Raw genomic sequence first — 18,031 nt, forward strand, 5'->3', positions numbered from 1 at the left:
TTAGATCACAACCCCAGCACCGTGCCGACCAGCAACCACAGGTTCAACGCCACCACCAGCACCACAATCATCCAGCCAGTCTGTTTAACCCAGCGGGTATTCACCAGATCGCCCATCAGTTTGCTGTCGCTGGTAAATATCAGCAGCGGCACCAGCGCCAGTGCAATACCAAAGCTTAACAGCACCTGGCTCATCACCAGAATCCGCGTCGGATCAAGGCCAATCAGAATCACGATAAAGGACGGCATCATGGTGATGGTACGACGCACCCATAAGGGGATATGAAAGCGGACAAACCCCTGCATCACGACCTGCCCCGCCAGCGTACCAACCACCGTTGACGACAACCCCGCCGCCACCAGGCTCAGTCCGAAGACCGTTGCCGCCGCGTGACATAATAACGGCTCCAGCGTCAGATAAGCCTGATCCAGATCGGCAACACCGGTGTGACCACTGAAGTGAAACGCGGCGGCGGCAGTCGCCATCATCGCCAGATTGACGAACCCCGCAATGGTCATGGCGATAGCTACATCCCATTTTGTCGCCGCATAGCGCTGCTGACGCGTGCCGCCATGCAGGTGCTGTGTTAACGAAGAGTGCAGGTAGATTACATGTGGCATGATGGTAGCGCCCAGCACCCCGGCGGCCAGAAATACCGCTTCTGAGTTGGGCAAGTCAGGGATTATCATGCCTTTACTCAACTGTGCAAAGTTGGGCTGGGAAAAGATCAGTTCAACGATATAAGCCATGGCGACAAACAGCAGCAGGCCGCCGATCACTTTTTCCAGCGGTTTTTGTCCACGCCGCTGGAGCATCAGGATCAGAAAGGTGGCGATCCCGGTCAGCACCGCCCCCTGCAATAACGAAACGCCGAGGATCAGTTTGAATCCTATCGCCGCCCCGATGAATTCCGCGAGATCGGTCGCCATCGCGATAATCTCCGCCTGCACCCAATAGAACCAGACTACCGGCCGCGGATAGTGATCGCGAATTTGTTCAGCCAGATTTTTACCCGTCGCAATACCCAGTTTCGCAGACAAGACCTGAATCAGCATCGCCATCAGGTTTGCCCAGACCACGACCCACAACAGTTTATAACCAAAGCTGGCACCGGCCTGAATGTTGGTCGCAAAATTGCCCGGGTCGATATAGCCGATAGCCGCGACAAACGCAGGTCCCATTAATGTGAGCCTTAACTTGCGCGCTGCTCTTCCACTGCTACTCTCAACGCGATCGTTTGTCATCTTCTGCCTCGGAAACATAGCCTTTGCTATGTTTTATAGTATGCCTGATGAGAATGGTTATCAAGTGCATGTAAAAAAGGTAACCTTGATTTCTCTAATAGGCGGGAACGATAAAAGTGTGGGTACAGGAATGCGCGTGGCATGTTTAATAATTGTTATTATATTAGCACAATAACTTAACTATTTACTTTCGCATTAGACATAACAGAAGTGTATGCCGGATCACTATTTTTGAATCTCGTCACAGGTCCTGATTATAGTGTGTGTTAGATCTCGTTTTCTTTGTACACGTTGCATAGAATGTGCACGAAAACTTAACCTGCCTCATATTTGGAGCAAATATGGACCGCGTCCTTCATTTTGTCCTGGCACTTGCCGTTGTTGCGATCCTCGCATTGCTGGTAAGCAGTGACCGTAAAAAAATTCGCATTCGTTATGTCGTTCAACTGCTTGTTATCGAAGTGTTACTGGCGTGGTTCTTCCTGAACTCTGACGTCGGCCTCGGCTTCGTGAGAGGCTTCTCCGAAATGTTTGAAAAACTGCTCGGATTCGCCAATGAAGGGACGAACTTCGTCTTTGGTAGCATGAACGATAAAGGGTTGGCCTTCTTCTTCCTGAAAGTTCTCTGCCCTATCGTCTTCATTTCAGCGTTGATCGGTATTCTGCAACATATTCGCGTGTTGCCGATTATCATCCGTGCCATTGGTTTCCTGTTATCCAAAGTCAACGGCATGGGCAAACTGGAATCCTTCAACGCCGTCAGCTCGCTGATCCTCGGTCAGTCTGAGAACTTTATCGCGTATAAAGATATTCTCGGCAAAATGTCCCGCAACCGTATGTACACCATGGCCGCGACAGCAATGTCCACCGTTTCCATGTCTATCGTCGGTGCGTACATGACCATGCTGGAACCTAAATACGTGGTTGCGGCGCTGGTTCTGAACATGTTCAGCACCTTTATCGTGCTGTCGCTGATCAACCCGTACCGCGTTGATGCCAGCGAAGAAAACATCCAGATGTCCAACCTGCACGAAGGCCAGAGCTTCTTCGAAATGCTGGGTGAATACATTCTGGCGGGCTTTAAAGTTGCGATTATCGTTGCCGCCATGCTGATCGGCTTTATCGCCCTGATCGCCGCGCTGAACGCCCTGTTCGCCACCGTCACCGGTTGGTTCGGCTACAGCATCTCCTTCCAGGGCATCCTGGGCTACATTTTCTACCCGATTGCCTGGGTGATGGGTGTGCCGTCCAGCGAAGCGTTGCAGGTAGGCAGTATCATGGCGACCAAACTGGTTTCCAACGAATTCGTTGCAATGATGGATCTGCAGAAAATCGCCGCCACGCTCTCTCCACGCGCGGAAGGTATCCTTTCTGTATTCCTGGTCTCCTTCGCCAACTTCTCTTCTATCGGTATCATCGCAGGCGCGATTAAAGGCCTGAACGAAGAGCAAGGTAACGTCGTATCCCGTTTCGGTCTGAAACTGGTTTACGGCTCTACGCTGGTGAGCGTCTTGTCTGCCTCTATCGCCGCACTGGTTCTGTAAGACAGCACTGACACAAAAAACGGGGAGCGCATCCCCGTTTTTTTATACCTGTGATTCCCCTAACGGCCTCGGTCGTCCAATCAGATACCCTTGCAGGTAGTTCACGCCCAGGCTTAACAGCAGCTCCCGCTGCGCAGGTGTTTCCACGTATTCCGCCACTACGCTTAACGACTTCGCCTTTGCCAGATCGGTTATCGACTTCACAATCATCGCGTCCAGTGAATCTGTCAGAATATCTTTTACAAACACGCCGTCGATTTTGATGATGTCAGCCTGCAAACGCTTCAGGCGCTCGTAATTGGCATACCCGGTACCAAAATCGTCAATCGCAATCCGGAAGCCGAATTTATGCAACTGTTCAAGGTTCTGCATGCTGGTTTCCGAATTGGAAAATGCCTGCTCTTCGGTGATCTCAATGATCACCGTTTCCGGGGCGATACCATAGCGGGTGAACAGGCGAATAATGCGCGGCGCCGTCTCTTTTTGCAGCAGGGTCAGCGGCATGAGATTCACCGAGAAAAGCGGTCCCGCCTCGCCAGAAGGATGCGCAGATAGCCAGTTCAGCAAGGCTTCCACCACCTGCAAATCAAAACGGGCGCTGAGGTTAAATTGCGCGATCAGCGGGATGAACTGATCCGGCGTCATGATACCTTCATCGCTTTTCAGCCGCGCAAGAATCTCGTCGTACCCTTTGCCGTGAGCGTCGCGGATAGGCTGCGCATAAAGCAGGAGATCGCCGTTATCGAGCGCTTTACGAATTTTATTGAGCAGCAGCACCCGTTCGGTCGTCTGGCCCGTCGCGACTTCCTGGCTATGCGTCAGCGCCAGTACCCGGTGATTGGCGCAGGATTGTTCCGCCAGCCAGCTTAACTGACCCAACAGCGGTTGCAGCGTCTCCTGCTTCCCATCCCATTGTCCCCAGGATGCGCCGTAGCCCATGTCCAGCCCGGTGTTGTTCCAGTAAATTTTACGACTGTTCAACAGGTCGAGCATATGTTGCAGACGGGCGTCCATTTCCGGCCCGTTAAGCACCAGTAATAATTCACTCCCCGGCAACTGAAAGATTTTTTCATTCTCAAGCATCAACGGTTGCAGCATACGGTGCACCGTGCGTTTGCTGTGCACGCGCATTAACATGCCGTAGTGACGGCTCAGAAACTCCAGATTCTCCAGTCGCAGACAGCAGACGCTCTGCCCTGACTCTTTTTTCAGGAACTGCTCCAGCGCACGCAGATTCGGTAAACGAGTTAAGGGGTCGGTAAGCGCTTGCATATGCCAGCGGCGATTAAGCCATTCACTGCGCTGAAAGATGCGCATCATATACATCAGGCAGATACTGAACGAAACAAGAACCGACAGGATAAACGCCAGCGAATACTCCGACCCCACGCCTTGTAAGAAATTGCGGTTATAGGTCAACAAGAACAGCGTGCTAATCGCCCAGCTTAGATTAATAAACGGATAGGTGAGTTTACCCACGCCGGTGGTAAAAATAATGAAGAAGACCGGCACCAGATACCCTGCAATGTATCCGCTCTCCAGGGGAGAACACATAATGACAAGAAGGGCCGAAATACAGGCCAGCCAACTGACGGTAAATAAGCGCTTTTCTTTATCGAAACACGGGGCAATGTCTCTGCGCCAGAACGTTCGGGCATACCGTGGATTCACAATCATCCGTAGCGGATAATAAAACAGCAAGGTGAAGATCAGCGCCGCCGAGATCAGACTCAGAATATCGACAATCGTGAAGATGGCTGCCGCAGCACCAAAGAATGTCGACACCGCGACCGGGAAGTCGAGATAATGCCCGGCGAGATACATGCTGATCTTCATCCCGACAGGAGCCACAAAGCCAAACCAAATCACCCTGCGCCAGATATTGCGATCGGGCAAGCCGTAACGCCAGCGCGGTCCAATATGCCAGCGAACAAGCGCGCTCGTTCCTAGTACGGCAAACATCTGACAAAAGAGCAACACGATACCTTGCGCAAACGGCAGATGAAGATTCCAGTGATTGGTCAGGTATAACGCCAGCACAATGGGCAGAACAGCGCGTCGACCAAACAGCAGCAGCATCGACAGCAGAACGCACAGCGGTAGCCACGAAAGATAGATATCGCTGGAGTCCACTATGGTCCGCGGGGAAATCAAACGTGAAAACTGGATGGCTGCGATGGAGAGCACGATCGCAAGAGCGAATATTCTTATATTATTTATCAGGTTATGCTTGGGTGGCATGAATTAACTGCTCTCACGGAACGAACTATTTGTCACATAAATGATAAGTTTATTCGCACCGCGAAGCAAACCTATACCCGCCAGATAAATCCACCGAATTTGTGAGCACAAATTCTGCCTTAATAGAAACTGTATTACAAAAATGAAAGGCGCGCAGAGATAAAAAAACCCCCGCTTTGCAGCGAGGGTTCTGAATTTGGTGGAGCTAAGCGGGATCGAACCGCTGACCTCTTGCATGCCATGCAAGCGCTCTCCCAGCTGAGCTATAGCCCCACGATGCGTTTACGTACCAAAATTGTTGGGTTCAATTTTTGGTGGAGCTAAGCGGGATCGAACCGCTGACCTCTTGCATGCCATGCAAGCGCTCTCCCAGCTGAGCTATAGCCCCATTACGTAAAGCTTGTCGAGTTGACGGGCGGCATCATATGAATTCCCTTCGCATGTGTCAACGGCAAATTGAAAGCGCCGATTCTAATCGCTGAAAAAGCAGACAAATGAAGAACAATGCGCAACAACTCGCATTCAGTAGTTAAACACGTCACGGTTTCCACTAAAATGGTGCTATAAAATGAACCACTAATTAACCACACGACTATTCAGGGAATCGTTATGTTCAAGGAACGGATGACGCCAGAAGAACTCGCGAATCTGACGGGTTACAGCCGACAGACTATTAATAAATGGGTGCGAAAAGAAGGTTGGGCGACATCACCAAAACCAGGCGTTCAGGGCGGTAAAGCGCGACTGGTGCATGTTAACGAACAGGTTCGTGAATATATCCGCAGCGCAGAACGCTCAGCGGAAGGATTGTCTGACACCTTCTCACCCCCTGGCGATGCCTCGTTGGAAGCACTCCTGATCAAGCTGGTGAAAGAGATGACGCCTGCCGAACAAAAACACTTTACCTCTTTGCTACTGCGGGAAGGGATTACCGGTTTATTACAACGCTTAGGGATCCGCGACAGCAAATAATATGAAAAGATTACGCAGCAAAATGACCACCGAAGAACTGGCAGATTGCCTCGGTGTCGCTAAGCAAACCGTGAATCGTTGGATACGTGAACAAAAATGGGAAACGGAAAAATTTCCAGGTGTTAAAGGTGGTCGGGCAAGACTCGTTCATATCGATACACGCGTGCGGGAGTTTATTTTGAACATCCCGGCGTTTCGTAACCATTCTGCATTTTATCAGGCTGAAGAGCCGCTGGCCGAGTACAATCCCGTCGTACGCAGTCATGCCTATAGGCAAATTATTGATGCCGTGGAAAATATGTCCGCTGCGGAACAGGAAAAGTTAGCGCTATTCCTTTCACGTGAAGGTATCCGTGGTTTCCTTACACGCCTGGGTCTGAACGATTCTGAGTAATGCAAAGAAAAACGGCAGAGTCTCCCCTGCCGTTTCATTAATGCGGCGATCGCTTACTGTTGCGCTTCACGCTCCGCAATAAAAGCCAGAGCTTTATTGATGCGCTCAATGCTGCGAGTTTTTCCAATCGCGTGCACCGTTACGTCTAAGCCAGGAGACTGACCCGCACCGGTTACCGCCACACGTAACGGCATACCGACTTTACCCATCCCCACTTCCAGCTCATCAGCAGTAGCCTGAATCGCGTGATGCACGTTTTCAGCCGTCCACTCGGTAATGGCTGCCAGTTTGTCACGCACCACTTCCAGCGGCTGACGCGCCACCGGACGCAGGTGTTTCTTCGCGGCATCGGCATCAAACTCGGCAAAATCTTCGTAGAAGTAACGGCAGCTCTGCGCCATCTCTTTCAGTGTTTTGCAACGCTCGCCCAGCAGTTTCACCAGTTCAGCCAACTCCGGGCCGTTACGGGTATCGATGTTTTCCTGCTCGATGTGCCACTGCAGATGCGTTGCCACATACTCCGGCGCCAGCGAGTTAATGTAGTGATGGTTCAGCCACTGCAGTTTTTCCGTGTTGAACGCACTGGCAGATTTGCTGACCGCTCCAAGGGAGAACAGCTTGATCATCTCTTCACGGGTGAAGATCTCCTGATCGCCGCTGGACCAGCCCAAACGCACCAGGTAGTTCAGCAGCGCTTCCGGCAGATAGCCGTCATCACGATACTGCATCACACTCACCGCGCCGTGACGTTTGGACAGTTTTTTACCGTCGTCGCCGTTGATCATAGAGACGTGGGCGTACACCGGCACCGGCGCGTTCAGCGCTTTCAGAATGTTGATCTGGCGCGGGGTATTGTTGATATGGTCTTCACCACGAATGACGTGGGTGATCTCCATATCCCAGTCGTCCACCACTACACAAAAGTTATAGGTCGGGGAACCGTCGGTGCGGCGGATGATCAGATCGTCCAGCTCCTGATTACTGAATTCGATCGGGCCACGGATCTGGTCGTCAAAAATGACAGAGCCGTCCTGCGGGTTGGCAAAACGGACAACGCAAGGCTCATCATCTGCGTGATGTTCATGACCATGACGGCAACGACCGTCGTAGCGCGGCTTTTCACCCTTCGCCATCTGCTCTTCACGCAGTGCGTCCAGGCGCTCTTTGGAGCAGTAGCATTTATAGGCCGTGCCCGCTTCGAGCATCTCATCAATCACTGCGTTATAACGATCGAAACGTTTAGTCTGGAAGTACGGACCTTCGTCCCATTCCAGGCTCAGCCAGTTCATACCGTCCATAATGGCTTCGATAGCTTCCGGCGTGGAACGTTCGAGATCGGTGTCTTCAATACGCAGCACAAACTCACCGCCGTGATTACGTGCAAAAAGCCAGGAATAGAGAGCAGTACGCGCACCACCAACGTGCAGATAGCCTGTCGGGCTTGGCGCGAAGCGAGTTTTGATTTTCATGAAATGGCCTTACGTTTATAAAGATGCCGACAACCGGCAAATCCGGGAAAAATGGAATGGCCGATATTCTATCACTGTGAAGTAAATCCTCAATGTTGTTACCGGGTAAACGCCGTACAGAACCCTTTTTGTTTAGAAATCATGCGCCAGAGACCGTTTCACGATCGTTTTGCTTAAAATTACGACGAACAAACAATTTCTTTAGAAAATGCGTTGACTCATTTTCAACTCTCCCTATAATGCGACTCCACACAGCGGGGGTGATTAGCTCAGCTGGGAGAGCACCTCCCTTACAAGGAGGGGGTCGGCGGTTCGATCCCGTCATCACCCACCAACTACTTTATGTAGTCTCCGCCGTGTCGATAAGAAATTGAGAAGTGGGTGATTAGCTCAGCTGGGAGAGCACCTCCCTTACAAGGAGGGGGTCGGCGGTTCGATCCCGTCATCACCCACCACTTTCTCGCCAGCTAAATTTCTTATTGTGAAGTACCGAAGTGGGTGATTAGCTCAGCTGGGAGAGCACCTCCCTTACAAGGAGGGGGTCGGCGGTTCGATCCCGTCATCACCCACCACTTCGGGTCGTTAGCTCAGTTGGTAGAGCAGTTGACTTTTAATCAATTGGTCGCAGGTTCGAATCCTGCACGACCCACCAATGTAAAAAGGCGCCCTAAAGGCGCCTTTTTGCTATGTACTGTTTGTCAGATTCGAGCCTGTACCGAGTCTGGGGAATTTCATGCCAAATCAAGCACGCTGTAAATATTAAAAATAATATAAATTCAGAATAAAAATAAATAGCGCAAAATATAGCCCGTTTCGGGAAAATACTTTCCCCGTCTGTCCATTCCATTGATATCCATCAAAAAAAACAGCCCCGAAAGAGAGTATTCCGTTTCATACAATAACAGTAGTTATTATTCTGTTCGGTATTGTGTCGTCAGGTTCGCTTTATCCTCCGCCGCACTATCGGTTCCCGCAGGATACTTTTATCTGCATCAGGGGAGGTCGTTGTGTCTTTGAAAGGACTGCGTTTTACGCTGGACGTGGACGGGCTGGGGCAAAAAACCTTCGCCGTGGTGAATTTTGTGTTAAGGCAGCGCCACTCATTTCCGTTTGTGCTGGATATTGATGTTGCCAGCGATTCTTTCGGAGAGACCGCAGAAAAGCTACTGGAGAAAAATGCCACCCTGACTATCTGGCAGGGCAATACGCCTCAGCGCTATGTCAGCGGTATCGTTACCCGGTTTGGGATGAAAGAGTACAACGGCTGGCAGATGTGCTACAGCCTAACCATCACTCCTCCCCTCTGGCGCAGCGGTCTGCGCCAGAATTTTCGCATCTTCCAGCAACAGGACATTCAGACCATTTCCGCCACCTTGTTGGAGGAGAACGGCATTACTGACTGGAAGCCCTGGTTTTATGAAGACCACCCGGCGCGAGAATTCTGCGTTCAGTATGGTGAGACGGACCTTACGTTTCTTACCAGGCTGTGGTCAGAGGAAGGTATTTTCTTTTTTGATCGTTTTGCTGCTGACAGCCCGGCGCAGACACTGACGCTATGCGATAACGTTGCCGGATTATCCGATGCCGGTGAACTGCCATTCAATCCAAACTGTTCATTAGAAATTACCATTCCGAGTGTCAGTACCTTCAGTTACCAGGCTCAAATCCGCCCCTATTCCGTAGAAACTCAGGACTACACCTTTAAAATGCCGAAGTGGCCCGGGTATTACGGACATTCTGGTGAAAATCTGAACGGACAGAGGAAGCAGTATGAAGTCTTTGACTGGCCGGGGCGTTTTAAGGATGAACAACACGGGCAGGATTTCGCCCGCTACCAGATAGAGGGCTGGCGTAACAATGCGGAAACCGCCGCCTGTATCAGCAACTCTCCCCTACTGTGGCCGGGCACAACCTTCACACTTACCGGGCATCCGGTAAACACGCTTAACCAAAAGTGGCAGGTTGTCAGCAGCGTTCTGACGGGAAAACAGCCACAGGCGATGAAAGGCGGACAGGGTATGGGCACCACGCTGAATAATCAGTTTGAAGTGATCCCCGCCGACAGAACCTGGCGACCGCAGCCGTTGATAAAGCCAAAAGTGGATGGTCCACAAAGTGCCATTGTCACTGGGCCGTCGGGCGAAGAAATCTTCTGCGATGAGCATGGTCGTGTGCGGGTGCGCTTTCACTGGGACCGTTATCATAAAAGCAATGAGGATAGTTCCTGCTGGATACGGGTGTCGCAGGCGTGGGCGGGTGCCGGGTTCGGCAATCTGGCCATTCCGCGCGTGGGCCAGGAGGTCATCGTGGACTTCCTCAATGGCGACCCCGACCAGCCCATCATTATGGGGCGTACCTATCACGACGATAACCGCTCCCCCGGCAGCCTGCCCGGCACGAAAACACAGATGACCATTCGCTCAAAAACCTATAAGGGCGGCGGGTTTAATGAACTGCGTTTTGAGGATGCGACCGGGCAGGAGCAGGTGTATATCCATGCGCAGAAAGACATGGACACCGATGTACTGAATAACCGCACCACTGACGTGACGGCAAACCACCGGGAAACGATCGGCGGTAATCAGCTTATCACCGTGAAGCAAAACCAGATACAGACAGTGGTGCAGAACCAGAAAGAGACCGTGGGCCAGAATCAGAGTGTCACCGTGGGCATGAATCAGGCGGAAACAGTGGGGATTGTCCGCGCCCTGAGCGTGGGGGTGGCATACCAGACTACGGTGGGTGGAGTGATGAACACCTCGGTGGCGCTGATGCAGTCCTCACAGGTCGGTATTCAGAAATCCCTGCTGGTTGGCAAAGGGTATGACGTCAGCGTGGGGGAAAACGTCAGCTTCACGGTAGGCAAAACCCGGACAGAAAGCGCCGGAAAGGTGGCGGTGTACTCTGCCGGAGAACATCTGGAGTTGCGTTGTGGACAGGCGCGCCTGGTGCTGACGCAGGACGGCAAAATCTTCCTTAACGGCACGGCTATTAATCTTCAGGGCGTGCAAACACTCAGTGGCGACGCGCTGATGATTAACTGGAACTGCGGCGCAGCGGAAGACCCGCCGAAGGTGCCGGAAGAAAGCAGCAGTCAGCCGCCGGATATGCGTAAGTACTGAGTCAACGGCTGCGCATTTGCGTTTATGTAAAACGATAACAGTAAATTCAGCATTATCAGAAGGATTTGTCTATGAGCGGAAAACCGGCGGCGCGTCAGGGCGACGGCACCATGAAGGGTGGCCCGATAATCCAGGGCTCTGCGGGTGTGATGATTGGCGCCCCCACCGGTGTGGCCTGTTCGGTCTGCCCTGGGGGCATGACTTCCGGTAATCCAGTCAACCCGTTGCTGGGTGCAAAGGTGCTGCCCGGCGAAACCGATTTCGCCCTGCCCGGTCCGTTACCGTTTGTGCTCTCGAGGACTTACAACAGCTACCGGACGAAAACGCCTGCACCGGTGGGTATTTTTGGCCCCGGCTGGAAAGCGCCCTTCGATATCCGCTTACAAATCCACGATAACGAACTGATAATTAACGATAACGGCGGCAGAAGCATCCACTTTGAGCCGCTGTTTCCCGGTGAAACGGCCTTCAGCCGCAGCGAATCGCTCTGGCTGGCGCGGGGCGGCGTGCCGGCGCTGCATGAAAGCAATGTACTGCATGTGCTGTGGCAGGCCCTGCCGGAAGACATTCGCACCAGTCCACACGTGTATCTGGCAACCAACAGCGTTCAGGGACCGTGGTGGATCCTGGGCTGGTCTGCGCGCGTACCGGGAGCGGAGGAACCCTTACCTGCCCCGCTGCCGCCGTACCGGACGCTGACGGCTCTGGTGGACAATTTAGGGCGGAGAATGGTCTTCCATCGTGCCGCTACCGGTGATGCAGCCGGGGAAATCAGCGCCGTGACGGACGGTGCAGGCCGCCGCTTCCGGCTGGTGCTGACCACGCAGGCGCAGCGGGCAGCACAGTACCGGAAGCAGGTAACCGCCAGTGGCACAAAACCCCTTCCCTTCCCGGATGCTCTGCCCGCCACCGCGTACGGCACGGACAACGGCCTTCGTCTGGCAGAAGTATGGCTGATCCACGACCCGGAATACCCGGACACTCTGCCCGCCGCGCCGCTGGCGCGATACGACTATTCCCCGCGTGGCGAACTGGCAACGGTATACGACCGCAGCGGCACGGCAGTACGCCATTTTACGTATGACCCGCCGCATCCGGGACGCATGGTGGCACACCGTTATGCGGGCAGACCAGAGATACGCTATCGCTATGACATCGCCGGGCGGGTAACGGAACAGCGTAACCCGGAAGGCTTAAGCTATACCTACTCGTATGAACAGAACCGCGTCATTATCACCGATAGTCTGAACCGTCGTGAGGTGCTGCACACCGAAGGCGAAGGCGGGCTGAAGCGGGTGGTCAGACAGGAACGCTCCGATGGCAGCGCCATTCACAGTGAATACGACCCGGCAGGGAGACTTATTGCACAGACCGATGCGGCGGGCCGCAAGACGGAATACCGCCTGAGTCCCGGCTCCGGCCAGTTAAAAGAAATCATCGCGCCAGACGGCAGGCGTACTGAATTTTATTACAACAGCCAGCGCCAGTTGACGGACACCGTATACCCGAACGGCCTGCAAAGCCGGCAGGAATACGACATTCAGGGCAGACTCATCGCCGACACCCTGCGCGACGGCAGCACCACCCGCTGGTTTTATGACAACCCGCACAGCGAATACCCGTCTGCCAGCGAAGACGCCACCGGCAGCCGGAAACAGATGACGTGGAGCCGCTACGGGCAGTTGCTCACCTTCACCGACTGCTCCGGCTACCAGACCCGTTACGAATATGACCGCTTCGGTCAGGTCACTGCCCTTCATCAGGAAGAAGGCCTCAGCCAGTACCGTGCTTACGATGACCGGGGCAGACTGGTCAGCCAGAAAAATGCACAGGGCCACGAAACCCGCTATGAGTACAGCATCGCGGGCGACCTGATGGTCGTGCTCCACCCGGACGGCAGCAGGCAGACCACAGAGTATGATGCCGCTGGACACCCGGTGAGCACCACCACTGGCGGCCTGACCCGGCAGATGGCATACGACGCCGCAGGCCGTGTGACGCAACTGACCAACGAAAACGGCAGCCACACCACCTTCGCTTATGATGTGCTGGACAGGCTGGTGCAGGAAACGGGCTTTGACGGCAGGACGCAGCGTTATCAGTACGGTATTACCGGGCAGCTTATCCGCAGTGAGGACGAAAGCCTTGTCACCCTCTGGCATTACGATGCGTCAGACCGCCTGACATACCGAACGGTGAATGACGAAGAGGCAGAACGCTGGCAGTACAACGAGCGTGGCTGGCTGGCCGAAGTCAGCCATCTCAGCGACGGCCACCGCGTCGCCGTGCAGTATGAGTACGATAAACAGGGACGGATGAACCTTGAACGCCAGACGGTGCAGCATCCCGAAACGGGAGAGCTGCTGTGGCAGCACGAAACCCGGCACGATTACAGCGATAAGGGACTGCCGGACCGCGTGACACCGGACGCCCTTCCCCCGGTGGCGTGGCTGACCTACGGCAGCGGGTATCTGGCCGGCATGAAGCCCGGCGACACGCCGCTTATCGACTTCACCCGCGACCGCCTGCACCGGGAGACGCAGCGCCGCTTCGGCGAATACGACCTGACCACGGCATACACCCCAGGCGGTCAGCTACAGAGCCATCACCTCAGCATTCTTCAGCTTAACCGCGACTACACCTGGAACAGCGGCGGACAGCTGGTCCGCATCCGCGGGCAGCATGAGCAGCGGGATTATCAGTACGGCGACGCCGGGAGGCTCCTCGGTACACATATCACATCGCCCCACCACGACCTGGCGCAGTGGACGTTCACCGACCCGGCGGGCAACCGGACAGCGCAACGGGATAGATACCCGATGCTGCCGGACCATTTCCGGGATAACCGCATCACCCAGGATGTGGAGAATTTTTACCATTATGACGAACACGGCAGGCTGACAGAGAAAGACGAGCGCCGGATACGCCCGCACGGCAGCGTCGTGCATCATTACCGCTATGATAACCAGCACCGGCTGACGCACTACCGCCGGATGCAACAGGGCAACGTGCTGACGGAAAGCCGCTATCTTTACGACCCGCCGGGCCGCCGCGTCAGCAAACGGGTGTGGGCATGTACGGTATTTCACGATGGCTCGTGTTCACAGCCGGCACTGCAGGAAACCGTGTGGTACGCCTGGGATGGCGACCGGCTGACCACCACGCAGACGGACAAAACCCGCATCCAGACGGTGTACCTGCCGGGAAGCTTCACGCCGCTCATCCGTATTGAAACGGCAACCGGAGAACTGACCAGAGCCACCCGCCGCACGCTGGCCGAGAAATTTCAGCAGGAAGCAAACGTGACCTTCCCGCCGGAACTGGTGGCGATGGTGGATAATCTGGAAGCAGATCTACGGCGCGGGGAACTCAGCGAAGCCAGCCGGACGTGGCTGGCACAGTGCGGCCTGACGCCGGAGCAGATGAAAAATCAGCTGGAGCCGATATATATACCGGTAAGAAAAATCCACCTGTACCACTGCGACCACCGGGGCCTGCCGCTGGCACTGATTGACGTTAACGGGGCCATTGCGTGGCGCGCAGAGTTTGATGAATGGGGGAATATCCTGCGGGAAGATAACCCGTATAACCTGGAACAGCTCATCCGTCTGCCGGGGCAGCAGTATGACGAGGAGACAGGGCTGTACTATAACCGGCACCGGTACTACGACCCGTTACAGGGAAGGTATATCACGCAGGATCCGATTGGATTAATGGGAGGTTGGAATTTGTATCAATATCCGCTGGATCCGATACAAATAATAGATCCTTTAGGGTTATCTGGCTGGGATGGATTAGGCAATTGGCTCAGCCAGCCAGGTATGAAAGAGGCTTATAATCATGCAGCAGGTGAAGCCGAAGGTCCAATTGCAAAACCTATATCCGAATGGGAATTTTCCGAATGGAATGTGGTTAAAGGAAGTAATCATCTCGGGACTAATTATATAAATGTGTATGCAATGTGTAAGGATCAATTTGATAACACAAAGTCTGTTGCTGCAAAAGTTTTTCAAACCGGTTTGTTTCCGTTGAATGAAATTGAAGCAGGGAAAGGGATACCTGACCCTAGCGAAAATATTGGAAGTAAATCAGCTCCTGTAAACACCGCTGCAGATTGCATTGAGAATCTCGTAAAAGCTCATTCAAGGGCATTAACGTGCGGTTCAAAAAATGGTTATGAATGCTTCATGGATACAGTTGCGACCCCAGAGTTAGGGAATAAATTATGCGGAGAGACTGAGTAAAACCATAATGAATAAATATATAAACAAGATTTCTGAATTGCCATCACGAATAGGATTGACACTTTCTTATATCATATGTATAAATCTAATTGCATTTATGAGGAACTCTTTTAGAATTATTATGTGGTATATTTTTAATGATTCTTTCCAAAACATCTGGCTAATAAAAATTTCAAATGCAATAGCTTACTCCATGTTATTTTGGTGTGGTTGCATTGCTGGCCATTTAATACAAAAAAAAAGTATATTTCATTCTTCATTAGTCGTAGCTTTAGGTGTTATGTATACTTTTTTACTTTCAGGCGTAGGACCAAATGACTATATTTTGCTTCTTGAAGGCATATCAACTGGCGCTGCTTTAGGTGGGATTGGAGGAGGATGCACACTAATAGTAAGAAAACTTCGACATTCGAAAAGTAAGAAATGAGGATAAAGAAAGTCCAGGCTGATTGTTCAAATTGGCCTGGCAGAGTTAAGTTAGTAAAAAACTCCACTGCGCCTATAGGGAAGTGCAGCTAATCATTCGTTCGCAGAATTTGATGAGCGTGGGAACCTATTGCTAAAAGATAACCCGGAGAATCTGCAACAGCTCATCCGCCTGCCGGGACAGCAATGGGATAAAGAGACCGGACTGTACTATAACCGGCACCGGTACTACGACCCGTTACAGGGAAGGTATATCACGCAGGATCCGATAGGGTTGGAAGGCGCGTGGAATCTGTATCAATATCCGTTAAATCCTGTCGCATATAGAGATCCTTTAGGTTTAAACGGGATAGGAGATTTTGGTAATGGGTTTAGCAATTATTGCCAGCAGGCAAGTTCAGCTGTAACCCATCTGTCACCGGGTGATGCAGCGGGAGTGATACATAACATGGAAACAATGCATAATGCCTACAATCCGCTATCTGAATATGTACTCGGGATATCAGAAGGTTCAGCCGTCATTGCTATGGCTGGTATGAGTTTCGGAGTGGCGACCGTAGCAGAAAAAGGTTCAGCATGTATCGAAAACGTGGCTAATTCTATGATAAAAGATGGTGAAAGAAATCCAAAGAATTTAGCGTTGATCTGCGGGAAAAGCATTATAAATAAAGGAAGCAGCAAGTTTCAAAATAAGGTATCAGATTATCTTATTGATACACTTTTATCCTATGAACAAAAACAATAGTCATTATTTATTATAATATAGTGAAAACTCATTCATCTTACTTATAAAGGTGTCACAGTAACATGAAAAAAACAAATTGATAATAAAAATCACATTAACCCTAACATTCTTACTAATTATTTCTTGTTTTCATTACTTAAATAAAAACTTGAATCTAAAAGAAAGAAAAAGGGCGGTTGATATATCATATCTAACCAAGTTAGCAAAAAGTGGAAATATGGAGGCTCAAACAGATTTGGGAGTTGCTTATGGAAATGGTGATGGTATAAGTCAAAATTACGCAAAAGCGCTCTACTGGTATAATAAGGCGGCGATGCAAGGTTATGCACAGGCACAATTTAACCTTGGCCTTTACTATGAGAATGGTTGGGGCACTTTAAGTGATCCCCAACAAGCGATAAAGTGGTATAAAAAAGCAGCTGAGCAAGGCATGACAAAGGCCCAAGTGAATCTTGGCACACTGTATCTCGCAAACCCCAACGTACAAAAAAATTATCCAGAAGCAAAAAAATGGCTATTAAAGGCTGTAGAAAAAAATGATACCAATGCAATGAACAACCTGGGGCAAATTTATGCTAACGGTTTAGGGGTTGAAAAAAATAATATTGATGCTGAGAAATGGTATCTTAAAGCTGTTGCTCTTGGTTCTATGAGTGCAAGAAATTCACTGGGGGCTTTTTATGGCAAAGGATTAGGACTCCATTCGAAAGATCGGGATAAAGTTTTACCTCTGGTCGAAGCTTCATCATGCCAGGGGTATGTCCAGGCACAGATTAATCTTGGGTCATTTTATACTGAAAATAATGGAGAAGCGCCGATAGATTATAAAAAAGCCTACGCATGGTATTATGTTGCGTATATTAATGGTTCTTTAAGTACTCAATATGAACTTGATTTTCTTACCAAAAAAATGAGTAATGAAGAACTCATCGAAGCAAAAAAAATGGCCGCAGGGTATAGCCAAAAATATCGTTCCTCTCCGATCGAGGATGATACCTATAAATCTCAAACAGAATGTAGATATCCTTAACAAGAGGGGGGGAATGGGGTCAGGCAATTAATTTTTCAAGAATGTCGAGTGGCGTTCAATATTATGATAATAGTGATGATATTAAAGTCTGTTTCTACCTTGATGGGCAGATTCCGCTGCCAATGCCGCATCGGAAGGTCAAATGTCTTACGATAATTCTGCTGCTTCAATAGACGTAGCTAATGGGCCAACATATTTACCACCAACTTGTTCTCTTTCAGTTGATATTGGCGGTTCTTTGGATACATTTAGCGGAGGAAGTTTTGCTACTGAAATATCAATTGGGACAAATAATAGGGCATCAGGAAATAGTGACATTTGTGCGTACTATATTCTTTGTGAGCACAGCGGAGTAGGAATTGCTGGTGGGCTATCAATATCAGGGACTATTTCTGGTGGTGGTATATTTCCTGGAGAAACCAAGTCGAAAGGGATTATACATTCAGGAAGATTATTGGGTAAATTTTCTGGTTCAGGAACAAAGGATTCGGCTGGCAATTATTCAGGAGCACTCAGCACTGGTCCTGGGTTAGGTATTTTTGGTGGGAAGTTAACGTGTTCTCAAATTTCTCGATGCGAGTCAGAATTGTTGGGGTAATT

The 18,031-nt window shown here is 51.2% G+C and carries 11 protein-coding genes, 6 tRNA genes and 1 pseudogene; 13 read left to right on the top strand and 5 right to left on the bottom strand.

Features of this window, described 5'->3' with window-relative positions:
- Positions 1–5 precede the first annotated feature (5 nt).
- The gene (locus tag C2U53_RS28290) at positions 6–1,244 is read right to left on the bottom strand and encodes an Nramp family divalent metal transporter (protein WP_104446810.1); all 1,239 of its coding nucleotides are present in this window, start codon (positions 1,242–1,244) and stop codon (positions 6–8) included.
- Positions 1,245–1,585: 341 nt separating this feature from the next.
- Here C2U53_RS28290 and nupC point away from each other — a divergent pair, with 341 nt between their 5' ends.
- The gene (gene nupC / locus C2U53_RS28300; protein WP_042999925.1) at positions 1,586–2,788 is read left to right on the top strand and encodes a nucleoside permease NupC; all 1,203 of its coding nucleotides are present in this window, start codon (positions 1,586–1,588) and stop codon (positions 2,786–2,788) included.
- Positions 2,789–2,830: 42 nt separating this feature from the next.
- On the opposite strand, the gene C2U53_RS28305 is transcribed toward nupC, so the two are convergent.
- From C2U53_RS28305 to C2U53_RS28315, 3 genes are all read right to left on the bottom strand, one after another.
- Positions 2,831–5,029 carry a sensor domain-containing phosphodiesterase gene (locus tag C2U53_RS28305; RefSeq protein ID WP_042999924.1) on the bottom strand — a complete coding sequence of 733 codons (2,199 nt, stop codon included), beginning with the start codon at positions 5,027–5,029 and terminating at the stop codon, positions 2,831–2,833.
- 197 nt (positions 5,030–5,226) lie between these two features.
- Positions 5,227–5,302 (bottom strand) — tRNA-Ala (locus tag C2U53_RS28310).
- Positions 5,303–5,341: 39 nt separating this feature from the next.
- Positions 5,342–5,417 (bottom strand) — tRNA-Ala (locus tag C2U53_RS28315).
- A 221-nt stretch (positions 5,418–5,638) separates the two neighbouring features.
- Here C2U53_RS28315 and C2U53_RS28320 point away from each other — a divergent pair.
- Both C2U53_RS28320 and C2U53_RS28325 read left to right on the top strand, forming a co-directional pair.
- Positions 5,639–6,001: a YfeC-like transcriptional regulator gene (locus C2U53_RS28320; protein ID WP_042999923.1), complete on the top strand. Its 363-nt coding sequence runs from the start codon at positions 5,639–5,641 to the stop codon at positions 5,999–6,001.
- A gap of 1 nt (position 6,002) precedes the next feature.
- Positions 6,003–6,395 carry a YfeC-like transcriptional regulator gene (locus C2U53_RS28325; protein WP_042999922.1) on the top strand — a complete coding sequence of 131 codons (393 nt, stop codon included), beginning with the start codon at positions 6,003–6,005 and terminating at the stop codon, positions 6,393–6,395.
- Positions 6,396–6,448: 53 nt separating this feature from the next.
- Here the strand turns inward: C2U53_RS28325 and gltX are convergent, their stop codons facing one another.
- Positions 6,449–7,864 (bottom strand): glutamate--tRNA ligase, encoded by a 1,416-nt coding sequence (gene gltX, locus C2U53_RS28330; protein WP_044258398.1) that lies wholly within the window; start codon positions 7,862–7,864, stop codon positions 6,449–6,451.
- Positions 7,865–8,122: 258 nt separating this feature from the next.
- Here gltX and C2U53_RS28335 point away from each other — a divergent pair.
- From C2U53_RS28335 to C2U53_RS30070, 10 genes and pseudogenes are all read left to right on the top strand, one after another.
- Positions 8,123–8,198 (top strand) — tRNA-Val (locus tag C2U53_RS28335).
- A 45-nt stretch (positions 8,199–8,243) separates the two neighbouring features.
- A tRNA-Val gene (locus C2U53_RS28340) sits at positions 8,244–8,319 on the top strand.
- A gap of 41 nt (positions 8,320–8,360) precedes the next feature.
- A tRNA-Val gene (locus C2U53_RS28345) sits at positions 8,361–8,436 on the top strand.
- 4 nt (positions 8,437–8,440) lie between these two features.
- Positions 8,441–8,516, top strand: a tRNA-Lys gene (locus C2U53_RS28350).
- Between the two features lie 355 nt (positions 8,517–8,871).
- Positions 8,872–10,986 (top strand): type VI secretion system Vgr family protein, encoded by a 2,115-nt coding sequence (locus C2U53_RS28355; protein WP_104446811.1) that lies wholly within the window; start codon positions 8,872–8,874, stop codon positions 10,984–10,986.
- Positions 10,987–11,057: 71 nt separating this feature from the next.
- Entirely contained in the window at positions 11,058–15,230 is a 4,173-nt protein-coding gene (locus C2U53_RS28360) for an RHS element core protein (protein WP_104446812.1), read from the top strand.
- 7 nt (positions 15,231–15,237) lie between these two features.
- On the top strand, positions 15,238–15,657 hold the full coding sequence (locus C2U53_RS28365; protein WP_082010100.1) for a hypothetical protein: 420 nt from the start codon (positions 15,238–15,240) through the stop codon (positions 15,655–15,657).
- Between the two features lie 99 nt (positions 15,658–15,756).
- Positions 15,757–16,401, top strand: a pseudogene (locus C2U53_RS28370) (RHS repeat-associated core domain-containing protein); the annotation flags it as partial.
- Positions 16,402–16,477: 76 nt separating this feature from the next.
- A complete protein-coding gene (locus tag C2U53_RS28375; protein ID WP_172740609.1) occupies positions 16,478–17,431 on the top strand; it encodes a tetratricopeptide repeat protein in 954 nt (317 codons plus the stop codon).
- A 142-nt stretch (positions 17,432–17,573) separates the two neighbouring features.
- Positions 17,574–18,029, top strand: a complete 456-nt coding sequence (locus tag C2U53_RS30070) for a hypothetical protein (RefSeq protein WP_072031716.1) — start codon at positions 17,574–17,576, stop codon at positions 18,027–18,029.
- Positions 18,030–18,031: the final 2 nt, after the last annotated feature.

Source organism: Citrobacter sp. CFNIH10 (assembly GCF_002934585.1).
GTDB classification, from domain to species: Bacteria; Pseudomonadota; Gammaproteobacteria; order Enterobacterales; family Enterobacteriaceae; genus Citrobacter_A; species Citrobacter_A amalonaticus.